Below are 14075 nucleotides of genomic sequence, written 5' to 3' on the forward strand. Positions count from 1 at the left end.
TGACGATTAGTGGCTGTTTGAGTATCCAGAACCACAAATTTGGTGTGGCCTCTGAGGATGATTGGATACATGTCGTTTCAGAAACAATCTCTCGTTTTGGTAAAATCGATGTGCTCGTAAATAACGCCGGCATCTCACTTCCTGTTGCAATGCTGGAAACTACCGTTGAACAATGGCAAAGAACCATTGATATCAATCTGACAGGAACATTTCTGGGTATGAAACACATCATCCCTCAGATGCAAAAGAATGGGTCGGGCTCCATTATTAATATCTCCTCCATTGCCGGCCTGACAGGTAGCAGTGGCGCAGGTGCATATACAGCTTCCAAAGGGGAGTACGGATGTTATCGAAAGCCGCAGCTGTCGATTTTGGACCACAAAATATCCGGGTCAACTCAATCTATCCAGGCTACATTACTACTCCAATGAGTGAACACTTGTTTCAAGACGATCAGATGCTGCAATGGTTCTTGTCCAAGACTGCTTTGCCAAGGGTAGGGGAGGCACCTGAAGTGGCACAGGCTGTCCTTTTCCTGGCTTCAGACGATTCTTCCTATATTACCGGAGTGGATCTGCCTGTTGATGGTGGGGTTACTGCTAAATAAAATTGTTGATCTATACCCTATTTTTCGAAATGGAGTTGATGATATACTGCCTTCTCTCTCGGCGTCTGCTTGAAAGCAGCTATCTTTGCGATAACTTTTGTAAACTATCAAACGACCAAGCTTTATAAGGATGCAAAGCATGGTCGTTTGATTATCTATCTTACAAACATGCAGTGATTGTTTCTTTAATGGCAGAGGAAGATCTTCTGCAACCTGAATTTGTTCAGACGACAGGCAGTTCAATACATATGTCCGATTTCCCCTTACTCTCCCGTTATACAATCAGACACACGGAATGAGAACTGGAACTTCTGAATGAAATGCTTGGTGAATCGTAATACACAGGAGGTACTCAAGATTCATACCTTTACGAATACTGGATTTGTTTAAATTAAAAAAATGATATCCTCCATAAGGAGGACATCATTTTTTTCACTTTATAGGTAAGTAGAAATGAAGAAAGTATTATAAATCGAAGGACAATCCTCTAAAGAAACACTTTGTACCCGATTAAAAAAGCTTCCGAACCAAGATCACGCTTCAAGCCTGCTTCGATATCAGCTTGCTTCTCACGTAAAATGCGTACCTCTCCGACCAATGAAGCAGCTCTCGCTAGTTCATTGAATCACTGAACGATTTTCTTGAATGGCTCTTGCGCCATTCTTCCTTCAACTCGTTAAATGGTTTGTAGATAATACCTTAACCCAAGAGAGGTTCACAAGTCGATTCGAGGAAGATAAAATCAGGCTTGAGCTGATACCTGGGCGGTGAATTATCCTATGACATGAAGAAAGGTACTAATTCTATTAGCACCTTCATCGTTGACAATAGGGATAAATGATAGTTTTAGTGCCGTTAATTCCACAGCTTCCGCAGGTTCTTGAGGATACGACATTAATTTGTTTCATTTTAGGTGGGTGGTCCCATCCTTGATCATGAGATTGTTCGGGTATTAAAACTTCATCCTTGCCGCAAACCTCTCGAATATGACGCAAGAACATATTTTATTAACCTATCTTCGTTTCGCCTGAATTATATTTTAATTGTTCGAGCTAACGGAAGTTACCTTACCCGCTTTATCGCCACACGTAGCAAATACCTAACGTTGTTCTCCAGACGGTCCCGCTCAATTCTGCCGTTCTGAACCCCTTCAACGAGTGGGGTCACGTACGTATTATCTGGCGATCCTGGTGTCAACCAGCAGTTGCCTGCCGCAACTGCTTCTACCACATCGACGGTATCGTAGGAGGTCCAATCGGTCATAACATATCCTTCGAAGCCGAGCTCCTCCCGGAAAACGCCTTGAATCATTTCCTCATCCGCTGCAGTAAATACACCATTACATGCGTTATATCCAGTCATAATGGAGTCAGGCTTGTGGACCTGAATCGCGACTTCAAAAGCTTTCAGATAGATTTCGCGCAATGCCCGCTCCGTCATGAGGCTGTTATTTCTTTTGCGTGCGGTTTCGCAATTGTTGGCGACCGTATGCTTTAAACAGCTGGACACGCCGTTTTCTTCAAGTCCTTTACTCAACTGTCCGGCCATAATACCTGCCAGATACGGATCCTCAGAGAAATATTCCGGATGCCTGCCATTGAGCGGATTACGGTGAATATTCATACCTGGAGCGAGTATCATTTGGACACCAGCTTCAATAGCTTCTTCAGCAAGAACCTTGCCGGAATCGTAGGCCAGCTTTGTATTAAATGTCGCGCATAACGTGACGCTGGAAGGTAGACCGATATTTGGCTTGTTGACGTTGACGCCGCTGTTCCCATCGGCCACGATAAAGTCTTCCATCTCATATTGATCAAGTGAGAACAGGCGCCCTGCTTCGCCTATCTCCGTCATTCCCCACCCGGCTGCTTTGCAGACCGAGAGTCTCGCCAATTCCTCCACGGTAAGCTGCTTAATAAATGCGTCCAGCAGTTCCGGATTGGCCACGACGTCCGGATACATAATCAATCGCGAAGGAGCATCTGCTTTAATCGGATTGCTTTCCTTCATCACCGAACGATCGGCTTTAGGCGAGAGTTCGGTTACGCCATGCTTGATGCCCGAACGTTCGCCTGTTGGATAGGTACCTTCCGGGTCATATTTGGACAATACTTGAATGGCTATCGGCGGAATCATGCGATTCTTTACGGTTCGGACCGTCCGCGTCTCTTCAAGTACAAAGCCTCCTGACTTCTCTAGGTGCTTAATCGATGCGCCTGCATAGAACGTGTATGGGCCTGCTTCCATAATCCAAGAAGCCATTTCGGTATGGTAGGAAACGAGCCGATCCTCCGTAATGTTGAATTCGAGGACCTGCTTGGCTCCCGGCTCTAATGCATCCGTCTTGGAAAAACCGACGAGTTTTCGCGCAGGCTTTTCGAGCAAGCCATCCGGCTCTTCGACATAAATCTGTACGACTTCTTTGCCTGTTACCGCACCTGCATTGATGACCTCTACCGAAAGCTTTACCGTCTCGTTGTCACGTTCAAAACAGATCGGCGTAATCGAGAAATTCGTATAGCTTAATCCGTAACCGAAAGGATATGCGACGGATTTACCGAATGTTTCGAAATAGCGGTATCCGACATAAATATCTTCTTCATAGCAAGTATCAATGAAAGTCGGCGATTCCGTATCGAGAAGAGCTTCCCCTTCTGCCATCGTATAAAAGTTTTTGCTTGCGGGAATTTCTCCATAATCCACGCTCCAAGTGTCCGGAAGTTTGGCTGACGGATTCACACGGCCATCCATGATCTCGACAAGCGCTTGGCCGCCAAGCATGCCCACGAAGCCGCTGATAATCAAGCCTTTAATCTTGTAACGCTCTACCCATCTGACATCGATCGGATATCCGCTGTTCACAACCGCAATGGTCTTATCGAACTTGCTCGTTACCGCCTGAATCATCATTTCTTCGTCCGTGGACAAATAATATTCTCCAGGTATAGGATTGTTATCCATATTCTCGCCCGATGCTCGGGTAATCATAATAATGGCTACGTCTGATTGTTCAAAAGCACGATCGAGCACATCAGTAGAAGGACAGACATCCGCAGCCGAACGGTATAGATCCGTCAGCTCGCCATTAAGTTTGAAGTCGCTGCATTCTTCCACGGCTCTTTGGAACCTGACCTGATACCGTGGATTGATTTTACCAGCTCCCAATGCGCCAGTACGGAATTCATGCTGCGCTTTTCCGAATACGTTCAACAATTCTTCTTTTTGGAGCGGCAACACGTTTGATTCATTTTTCAGCAGCAGAATCCCTTCCCTGGCGGTTTCCAACGCAATTCGGTCATGCTCTTCATAGCTGGCAACGGGATTTCGCTTTGGCAGCGTTTGAATCGTAATCTCCTGCGGGTCCATTACGTTCCCTTCATTGTCCACGAACCCTTCAACCAAGGCAGTGTACGTCGTATCATATTCTGTTACGATGTCCAGCACCGGGAATCCAAAGAATTGAAGATTCATGATTTTGTATGTGAAGAAAGAGCCCTTTCTCAAAACTTTGCCTTTAATGGTGATGGTTCCATACACGTTCTCGTCCATCAGTTTCGTAAAATTCCCCACAACACATCCAGAAAAATCGCGGTGCAGCATTGCCAACTGACCGTCGATCTCATCTAAGTCATACATAAATACATTTCCTGGCAGGAGGGGGATCAGCATCGGCCTATTTGGGTTTTTAATTGTGGTATTCTCCATAACATATCGCTCCTTTTACGCTTCAATATCCCACTTTATTGGCACTCTCCAGATTAAGATCCGAAGGGATGACTTTCACTCCCTCTGCGATCGACTTGCCCATAACCGAAGCTGCTACTTTTCCGGCTAATTTCATGAAAATGGCCTCCATATAATTGAGTTTAAATAAATCGCTTCAATACCCGCAGATCGCTTGCGATGCTTCTCAGTTTATCTGGAGAAGCCCCTTCATTCTCCACAAATCCATTTGCCGACGCTCGGCCGCCCGCATTGTACCCTCGTGGTCCTTAATCCATACAGATGGTAGAACGATTCTTTCCCATTTTGTGATGGACCGAGAACAATTTAATGCCTGCATCAATCGTCATGAAATCACTCCCCTCTTACCCGTTCAAATGCTACTCCGAACAGTATCAGAGTTTGATCCAACGGGCAGGTAGTAGCCTGGCTCCACCCGCAAACTTCGATCTGATCGAATAAGTCTGTGTTTGCGGACCGACTAACTTGCACTATCACGACATTTTTTTGGCATGCATCACAAACAGAGAGGCAGGAACCTAACCCGCCTCGCTTCTGATTCTGTATTTGATTATGGTACTGGACACTTAAGCACTATTGGATCACAGCAACGAAAACTGTTGAGCAAAAGCTTGAGGCGTATACGTTCAACCTTCTTAGCGATTTCCACATGCCATATACCGATTTCGCTCAAAGTTGTTTGTAGCTCTTCCGATAAATATTACATAGGATCTCCTCAAACATTAAATCGTGCGGATGGACACGGTCTGACTGGCGCAATTTTCCGCCGTAACCGTCACGTTGATCGTACCTGCACCGGTTGGACGAACAACCGCTAATGCTTTACCGTCGAAGGTTGTATGTTCATCGTCAAAAAAATGTTCCATCGAATCGGGTTTAGCACTTCCCAATCCCTGAAGCACTCCAGGCCCTTCAACCTTGACCGAAACCTTCCTGTCAGCGGTGTTATAGAGGCTCCCCTGTCCATCTACTAGGCTTATCATTACGAAGGCCAGGTCGTTCTCGGATGCAGCAATTTCCATCCTGTCAGCCTCAGCTTTAAGTATGACCGTACCATTTGCTGAATAAAGTATCGTCCGGCTCGTTTCTTCTCCCCCGATGTACGCCACAGCCGTCACCTCTCCTGCCTCATAGACCGTATCAAACTCGGCTTTGAAACCGTTCGCCTCCCCTGCAGCGGCTTTCCCAACCAATTGCCCATTGACCAGCAGCTCAACCTCTTCGGCATCGGCATACACTTCCACTTTGATTGGTTCACCTTCGTGCCCGTTCCACGACCAGCTAGAGATGGAATCGCTCCAGCCCCAGCTCGATAAAGTAGCTTTTTTGGAATAATGCTCAGGACGCTGAACCGCGATGTATGGCTCTTTCCGAAGGCCAAACACGATTTCTCGGTAATAGGAACTCGGTCTGCGGTCGCCAATAATATCAATGTCGCCAACCCAAGCTGTAATCCAGGGATAGGTACTCTGAATATAGGTTGATGGCCCGTCCAAATCATAGTGCACTCTTCCCACGCCAGCCTCGCCCAAGTAATCCCAACCTGTCCAGGTAAAATCGCCAATTAAATGGGTGTTTTCCTTTACTAACTTCCAGTTCTTGTCGATTCTGTTCGCGAAAGTCTCGCTCCCGACAATAATACGGTTGGAAAACAACTCCTTGTCCATCAAATACCTTGATTCTCCATAATTGTAGCCCGCAATATCTACATAGGCGAAAGACTCAGCCGTCTTGGTCGTGCTTAAATCGCTTGCAACGATCTGTGACATGTAGTCCCCTAAATCGTTCATCATTGTATTAATGCCGCCGGCTTCACCACCTTGGGATTGAGCCTCTGCGGTCTGCTTCGCAATATCACTCATTATCGCGAGCATAAAGTTCACCGAGTTCGTTACAAATCGCGTGGAATCAAGAGATCGGATCTTTTCCGCCAGCTTCCGTCCCCATGTCGCGCCGATCGAACTGCCGGTTTCTGGAATTTCATTGCCGATCGAATACATGATAACGCTAGGATGGTTGTAGTCCTTATCGACCATAGCTTGGATGTCTTTTTCCCACCAAAGTGGGAAATGCATGGCATAATCATACTCCGATTTTGTAGAGGTCCACATGTCGAAGCTCTCGTCCATAACTAGCATGCCAAGACGATCACATGCATCAAGCATTGCCTTGCTCATCGGATGATGAGAGCTTCGCAGCGCATTGAAGCCTGCCTCTTTCAAGATTTCGACACGCCGCTCTTCAGCTCTATCGAAGGTGACTGCACCTATTACACCATTGTCGTGATGGATGCAAGCGCCGCGCAGCTTGATGGATTCCCCGTTGATGCACAGGCCCTGCTCCGTATCTAAGGTAAGCGAACGAATCCCGAAGTTCGTCGACTCTTCGTCCAGAAGGTTCTCACCTGCAGTCACCGTCGTTCTGCAGATATATAGGTTCGGATGATCCACGCTCCAGAGCTTTGGTGTTTGCACCAGCATACGTTGACGTAATGTTGCCGACTCCCCGGCGAATGTAGTTATAGGCGCTTCGTCACGGGCAACTACCGTACCATGTGCATCTACAATCTCGGTTAGCACTTTTGCAGTTAACGTTCCTAGACCTTCGTTCTCGATGACAGTTGCCACGGACACCAAGGCACGGTCGTCATGAATCTCAGGCGTACTAACCTTCACGCCATCAAGCGCGATATGCGTAAGATTACCGACGATTAGCTTGGTATTACGGTAGATACCCGCACCGGAATACCACCGAGAATCTTTATGCGTCACGGCAACGACCTTGATCTCATTCTCCTCTCCGTACTTGAGGAAACGATCGGCCTTCACATAAAATTGGCTGTAGCCAAAGGGATGCTGGCAGGCAAAATCCCCGTTGATATAAACCATGGCTTGGTTGTATACGCCTTCGAATTCAATCGTAACCCGCTTGTCTCTGTACTCGGCAGGTATGAAAAATTTCTTTCTGTATTCGTACACACCATCCGGGTAACAGGCAATATTGCTTTCGCCCTCTTCTAATCTCTTATTCTCCCACATGGCATCGTGTGGCAGAGTGACCGACTTTGGAGGTTGATTACCTGGTGTCAACTCCGCAAAATATGTTGTCCGTGGGCCAACCGTCCAATCGGCATTAAAGGAATTCCTAATCATAGTAGAGCACCTTCACCTTCACTAAAATTTCCCTGCTAAAACGTACCGGTATTATTGTAGAGAAGTACCTTCCTGCACCTGCAAAAAGTTAAGCCAGAAGCTCCAATGCCATTTCCTTTGCTTCTCTGGAACTCGCTTAGATATAAACCTTGAAATCTCCGGTTCGGCTGCATATATCATATCCGCGTTCCAATAACCCAAATCCGCATCAGTAATGGTGAATCGGTTTTTTTGCGCTTCTCCACTGGCTAATTTACTATCTTAAATCCTATAAGCACAGACGCCGCTCCCATAAAGGTCCTGAATATACAACTGGACTGTTTCCTCACCTTTAATCGTCCCTGTATTAGATTCTGTTGAACGGATGCCAGCTGCTCCATCAGTTCAATTTGATTCGATGGTAAGTTCAGATGTGTCCGATCACATGCTCAGCAAGCGCGCCAATGACTGCGATGCTTCCCGACTTTGGCAGCGAAGTAGTCTTCGTCCTTCAGCAGTACCATCGTCGCTCTTGTCGTTTCGCGGTTAAGCTGATGATGAGCCGCTCGATCGCAGCTGGCATCGGGCTGCTTATTATCAACTGCTTTGAAGATGACAGTCAAAAGCCGCTTGACTGCCAGATCCAGCGCCTCATGCGTTTTTCATTTTTCGTCGGATCGTTATCTGTTCATGAATGACGATGTCTATATTTCGCCTCCAAGGGGATGTTAGAACCACGCTTTTTCGCGGCCGTGGGAACACAACAGCTGCGCAAGCGATTATGTAGGCACTGATCTAATTATATGGTTACCTGCATATGAACCGATATAACTCAATCCAAAGATCGATAGCGCAATCTTAATTCCGCTCGTTGCTGGCTCTGCGCCATTGTAATCAGACGTCGAACACCATACAATGAAAGCCATTCCGATCATGGTAAAGGACACGATATGATGGTAAAACAATATCGGACATTCTAAAGTAAGCTGCTTTCTATCCTGCTAACAACAAACATCGTCTTGGTTATGTACACGTACAGCATTGATACACAATCCTGAATAATATACAATCCGATATTCAAGCTAACAATTTGAAAACAAGACGGTACGAAACAAGGTGCTCCCAATAAGGAGCACCCCAAGATTCGAATTAATTTAAAGTGTGAGACCGCCATCGACAACGACGATAGAACCGGTCATATAACTGGAACTAACAACGACACGGCTGAACGCATCTTCCGGAATATCTTGGAATCTTGCGATGCCATCTCTGTTTTTCCTCATTGAGAGTTTGGCATAGCAATGGGATGCCCCACCGCTTGATTCAATTGGTCCAAAAGGGTGGACAACGCTTCTTCCGTCATCTCACCATTCGAGAATGCCATAAGCGCACGCATTGGCATATACCGCATCATCGCCATCATCATATCCGAAGAAACGGCCTCGGAAGGCGTATCCGACTGGCTGAAGGCGCTCTGAAAGTAGTCGAGAATGGGGCGAGTCTTCGGATTCTCCATCAACTCCCCCAACGTGGTATTACGGTGGAACGTAGGTATAACTTCAGTTGTGGATTGAACATATATAGTCGACGAAAGCGGAAGATCTCGTGATGAGCTGCCGATCAACAGCTCATATTCACCAGCTTCAACATGCCAATCATTCAATTCTGTGTTGTAATAAGCGAAGCTCCGTTTGTTCAGCTTGAATGTGACCGTCTTTTGCTCACCTGGCTCTAGGGCGATCTTGACAAACCCCTTCAATTCCTTCTCCGGTCGAATAACACTCGAGACAGCACTCCGAACGTACAATTGTACGATCTCCTTACCCGGTCGGCTGCCTGTGTTTTGAACAGTGACATGTACATGGACACATTCTTGATCCGTAATCTCGGCTTTATCCACCATGAGGTCGGAATAAGCAAACTTCGTGTAACTTAGCCCATAGCCAAATGGGAAAAGTGGTTCGATCTCCTTGGCATCATAGTAACGATATCCTACGAAGATCCCTTCACGATAATCAACCGTGTCCCCTTCTCCCGGGAAGTATGGATGGGACGGATTCTGCTTCATACTTTGTGGGAAGGTTTCTGCTAGCTTGCCGGAAGGATTGGCATCCCCGTACAAAATATCCGCGATAGCCCCACCTACTGCTTGTCCACCCAAATACGCTTCCAAGACAGCCTTTACCTTATTCAGCCAAGGCATGACAACCGGTGCTCCGTTACTCAATACGACGACAAGATTCGGTTGAATGGACGCCAATTGATCAATCAATGCCAATTGATTAGCCGGCAAGTTTAGATGTGTTCGATCATAGCCTTCCGATTCATAACGATCAGGCAAACCGACGAACAGTATGGCGGTATCGCACTGGGAGGCAAGACGTTTCGCCTCTTCCAACAGTTCCGCAGACGTTTCATCGCTGTCCAGATCGTAGCCCATCGCATAAGAGACGGTACCACGATCTTCGGCAGCTTTAATCTCGAACTCCGCCCGGACATCGTCCAATTTCGTCGGGTGAATATGGGAGCTGCCTCCGCCTTGATAACGTACACGTTCTGCAAGCGCGCCGATGATGGCGATACTGCCCGACTTCGACAGCGGCAGCAGTTGGTCTTCGTTTTTCAGCAGCACCATCGTTTCGCGGGCAGTCTCGCGCGCAAGCTGATGATGAGCTTCTTTATCGTAGCTTGCATCCGTTTGCTTGTTATCAACGGCTTTGAATATGATTGTAAGTAGCCGTTTGACAGCCCGATCAAGCGCATCATCCGTTAATTGTCCGCTTTCAATGGCGCTCATAATCTTGGCTTGCCCTACTCCGTTGCTGGAAGGCATCTCAAGTTCCATGCCCGCAGCAACGCTATCCGCCGCCTCATTCACCGCTCCCCAGTCGGATACAACAAACCCTTCGTGACCCCATTCTTCCTTCAAAATGTGCGTGAGCAGCGTTTCGTTTTCGGAGCAATATGTGCCGTTTAAGCGGTTATATGCAGACATCACGGTCCATGGCTGTGATTTTTTCACAGCGGTTTCAAAGCCTGTAAGATAGATCTCCCGCAGTGTACGCTCATCCACGATAGCATTCGTTGTCATCCTCCGGTGCTCCTGGTTGTTGACCGCAAAATGCTTAAGTGATGTTCCTACTCCTTGACTCTGGACGCCCGCAATATGAGCGGCCGCTAGCTCTCCAGTCAAGTATGGGTCTTCGGAGAAATATTCAAAATTACGGCCACATAAAGGCGAACGTTTTATATTAGCACCCGGTCCTAGTAGAATCGAAACACCTTCTGCTTGACTCTCCCGACCTAGGGCTTCTCCTACACGCAGAATCAGATCCAGGTCCCAAGAGCTAGCCAATCCTACTGCGGAGGGAAAGCATGTTGCAGGTACGCTCTCGTTCAAGCCCAAATGGTCTGCGTCCCCGGCCTGCTTACGCAAGCCGTGGGGACCGTCCGCCATGAGGATCGATGGAATACCCAAACGTTCGATTGCTTTTGTAGACCAGAACGTTGCCCCTGAACAAAGTCCAGCCTTTTCCTCAAGTGTCATAGTTGCTATTAAATGATCAAGATTTCTTTCCATTAGGAGCCTCCTTCATCATAACCATTACTTACAGGCATCATTTTTAACGCTTCATTCAAATCATTTAGCGCCATCGATTTTACCCCACTTGATGTCACTGGTACTTCGTCAACGCCTGGAATAGGAGCGGGAAGGATGCTGCTCATCGAAGCTAGCCCACAGGGAGCCCTTTAAGCTGTTCATCCAGCTGATCGAGCACGCTCGCTTCCATCGGATAATAAGCTGCCAGCTCTCTAAGTGAAGCATCGCCAATCGATACGCTTAATGTATCCGGGTTTAGAGACTTCATGCCAGGCGGGAGGGAGCTCTCTATAATCGAGCTTGCCGCCTTATTGCTGAGCAGTTCAACAAGCGGGGTCTGCGTTGTTAGCTGTTTGATATAGCTTTTAGTCGGCATATACTCAATAGTATAGCTTCCGCATAACAACTCAAGCCTGATGTTCTCACCATCTTGTGAACAGGAAAACCCTTTCTCGCTCAAATTCTGGCTATTTACTGTTACAGCGTTCAGATCTGCAAAGGGGAGTACAACCGATGCGGACGTATTGAACGGGATAACAAAGCGGAATGTGAGTTTTCCCTGCTCGTTAAATGACCACTCACTCTTATACGTTCCTACCGCCGTTTCAACTGTAGCTTTAACCCATTTGAGCCGATAATCCGGTTGTGGAGCTAGAAGGGCACGTCGGAATCCTGGCGCTTCTTCAACTGGATTGATCCCTGCAACAGAACGATACATCCATTCTGCAATCGCACCATAAGCGTAATGATTGAGCGAATTCATGCCCGTACTGCTCATTTTGCCATCCGGCATTACCGAATTCCAACGCTCCCAGATGGTCGTTGCACCCAGCTTGACCGCATACAACCAGCTTGGGTAGTCATCATTAAGCAATAGTGTGTACGCTAGATCATTGCTTCCGTTGTTTGACAATGCAGGGTTCAAATAAGGCGTACCGACAAAACCTGTCTTCAGATGATTACGATCGCTCTTAAGCCGTTTGCGGAGCGCCTCTACCACTCTTGCCTTGAAAGCTTCTGGAACAAGGTCCATGAATAAAGCCACTGCATAAGCCGTTTGTGTGTCCAGTCCAAGACGGCCGTTCTTCGAAAAGAACTCATCTTCGATCGCTGACTTAACCTCATCTGAGATGCGTCCATAATGAGCGGCGAGCTCTTCTTTGCCGAGCACCTTCGCTGCTTTTGCGACCAACTGTGCAGAATATCGGTAATAGGCCGAAGCAATAAAGTCCGTGTCCGTACCGCCCATTGGAGAATCCAGGTTGCTGCCGTCAAGGGCCAGCCAATCGCCAAAGTGAAAGCCAACAGTCCAGAGGCGCCGATTGCCGGATTCTTCATCTGCACGAATGATGAAATCCACCCAGCTTTTCATGCTTTCAAACTGTTGCTCAAGAATCGCTTTGTCTCCATAGTGAAGGTAGACATTCCATGGAATTATGGTCGCAGCATCTGCCCAAGCACTTGAACCACCGCCTTCTACATTCGCTGCGGGAACGACCATTGGAACCATGCCGCCTCGTTCTTCCTGCTCCTTGCCCATGTCATAACCATACTTACTGAAGAATGCATAGGAATCCATATTAAAACATGCCGTACCGGAGAACACCTGTGCATCTCCTGTCCACCCCATTCGCTCGTCCCGTTGCGGACAGTCCGTTGGAACATCTAGGAAGTTGCCCTTCTGCCCCCACAACGCATTGAGGAATAGTCGATTGACAAGTGGATCGCTCGTCTCAAAGCTGCCGGTTTGCTCCAGATCGGAATACAGGACGCAGCCTGTGAAGTCATCTACGTTAAGCTCGCCCGGCCATCCTTCGACTTTTACGTAACGGAAACCGTAAAACGTAAAGTAAGGGCGTACGACGGCTTCCGTTCCGTCAGCAATATACTGATACTCCGCCTTTGCCGTACGAAGATTATCGCGATAGAAATTACCATCCTGCAGCAATTCACCATAGTATAGTCGAATGACCGTTCCTCTTGGTGCATCCGTGCGGAAACGCATCCATCCGACCATGTTTTGGCCCATGTCGAGTACGATTTCGCCTGCAGGCGTATGAATAATCTTGATTGGTTTAAGCTCCTCTTTCACGATTACAGGTAAGCTAAGCCGAGCTTTCAATCGATCATACCCCAGTTCACCTTCACGGACCGGGAAGGTCTCGGATAACTGGTAGGTTGCATCATAAATCTCACCGTCGTACAGATTGCCGCCCATTACCTTGCTTTTTAATGCTGTCCAGCTTAAATCGGAAGCAATTACGTCGGTCGATCCGTCGGCATAGGTTACGGCAATTTCGCTCAATAGCGCGAACTCATTGCCATACAGCTCCGCGGAATGTCCTTCAAACCCGAAGCGCCCTTTGAACAAACCATTGCCCAGACTTACCGAAACTTGATTCTCTCCTTCTCTCAGCAACGCTGTTACATCATAAGTCTGATATTGAAGCCATTTCTGATATGCATTGAAATGGGGGGCTAAATACTCATCCCCTGCCTTCGCACCGTTGATTTGTATCTCGTACAAACCAAGACCGCAAACATACGCTCGTGCTGACATGATTTGCTTATTTAACACAAACGATTTGTTCAGAACCGGGTGAGTATCCTTGTCCAGTTCGGGAACAATCCACTTGCCTACCCAAGGCTCATCCAGCTTGGCGGTTTCAAACCAGGCCGTTTGGCTGACTGCGTGATCGCCGTTATCCGCCCACACTTCGACTCGCCAATAGTAGCGTGTTCTTGGTGTCAGATCGAGCGGTAGTTCAAAAGCTAAACTATCGATATCCTCTCGTACGCCGGAATCGTATACTACAACTTTTAGGTCTTGATCTAATGCGACCTGATATCTAGCCTCAAGTTGACTCTTTGCTTCCGTACCTTCCACTACATAAGATAATCTTGGCTTATCCAGGGAAAAACCAAGCGGATTTACGATGCGATTCGTTTTCAAACGAGTGATTATCATAGTTCTCTTCCTCCAATTGATGTG

Annotated in this window: 7 protein-coding genes and 1 pseudogene; 2 read left to right on the forward strand and 6 right to left on the reverse strand. The window is 47.4% G+C overall.

Annotation, left to right across the window (positions count from 1 at the left end; all coding sequences use genetic code 11):
• Window positions 1–35 precede the first annotated feature (35 nt).
• Window positions 36–607, forward strand: a pseudogene (locus tag FE296_RS30410) (SDR family NAD(P)-dependent oxidoreductase); the annotation flags it as partial.
• Window positions 608–1669: 1062 nt separating this feature from the next.
• Here FE296_RS30410 and FE296_RS30420 read toward each other — a convergent pair.
• A complete protein-coding gene (locus tag FE296_RS30420) occupies window positions 1670–4312 on the reverse strand; it encodes a beta-glucosidase (RefSeq protein ID WP_223869100.1) in 2643 nt (880 codons plus the stop codon).
• A 761-nt stretch (window positions 4313–5073) separates the two neighbouring features.
• Window positions 5074–7503, reverse strand: coding sequence for a glycoside hydrolase family 2 TIM barrel-domain containing protein (locus tag FE296_RS30425; RefSeq protein ID WP_150367461.1), 2430 nt, complete (start codon window positions 7501–7503; stop codon window positions 5074–5076).
• 443 nt (window positions 7504–7946) lie between these two features.
• On the opposite strand from FE296_RS30425, the gene FE296_RS30430 reads away from it, so the two are divergent.
• On the forward strand, window positions 7947–8180 hold the full coding sequence (locus tag FE296_RS30430; RefSeq protein WP_150367462.1) for a hypothetical protein: 234 nt from the start codon (window positions 7947–7949) through the stop codon (window positions 8178–8180).
• A 456-nt stretch (window positions 8181–8636) separates the two neighbouring features.
• Here the strand turns inward: FE296_RS30430 and FE296_RS33875 are convergent, their stop codons facing one another.
• The 4 genes from FE296_RS33875 to FE296_RS30440 are packed head-to-tail and all read right to left on the reverse strand — an operon-like array spanning window position 8637 to window position 14051.
• Window positions 8637–8765 carry a hypothetical protein gene (locus FE296_RS33875; protein ID WP_263364282.1) on the reverse strand — a complete coding sequence of 43 codons (129 nt, stop codon included), beginning with the start codon at window positions 8763–8765 and terminating at the stop codon, window positions 8637–8639.
• A complete protein-coding gene (locus tag FE296_RS30435; protein ID WP_150367463.1) occupies window positions 8762–11062 on the reverse strand; it encodes a beta-glucosidase family protein in 2301 nt (766 codons plus the stop codon). Before FE296_RS30435 ends, FE296_RS33875 begins: the two co-directional genes overlap by 4 nt.
• Window positions 11062–11208: a hypothetical protein gene (locus tag FE296_RS33075; RefSeq protein ID WP_190945646.1), complete on the reverse strand. Its 147-nt coding sequence runs from the start codon at window positions 11206–11208 to the stop codon at window positions 11062–11064. Before FE296_RS33075 ends, FE296_RS30435 begins: the two co-directional genes overlap by 1 nt.
• 5 nt (window positions 11209–11213) lie before the next feature.
• Window positions 11214–14051: an alpha-L-rhamnosidase gene (locus FE296_RS30440; protein WP_190945648.1), complete on the reverse strand. Its 2838-nt coding sequence runs from the start codon at window positions 14049–14051 to the stop codon at window positions 11214–11216.
• Window positions 14052–14075: the final 24 nt, after the last annotated feature.

It is taken from the genome of Paenibacillus sp. UASWS1643 (assembly GCF_008693195.1).
In the GTDB taxonomy this organism is placed as follows: Bacteria; Bacillota; Bacilli; order Paenibacillales; family Paenibacillaceae; genus Paenibacillus; species Paenibacillus amylolyticus_B.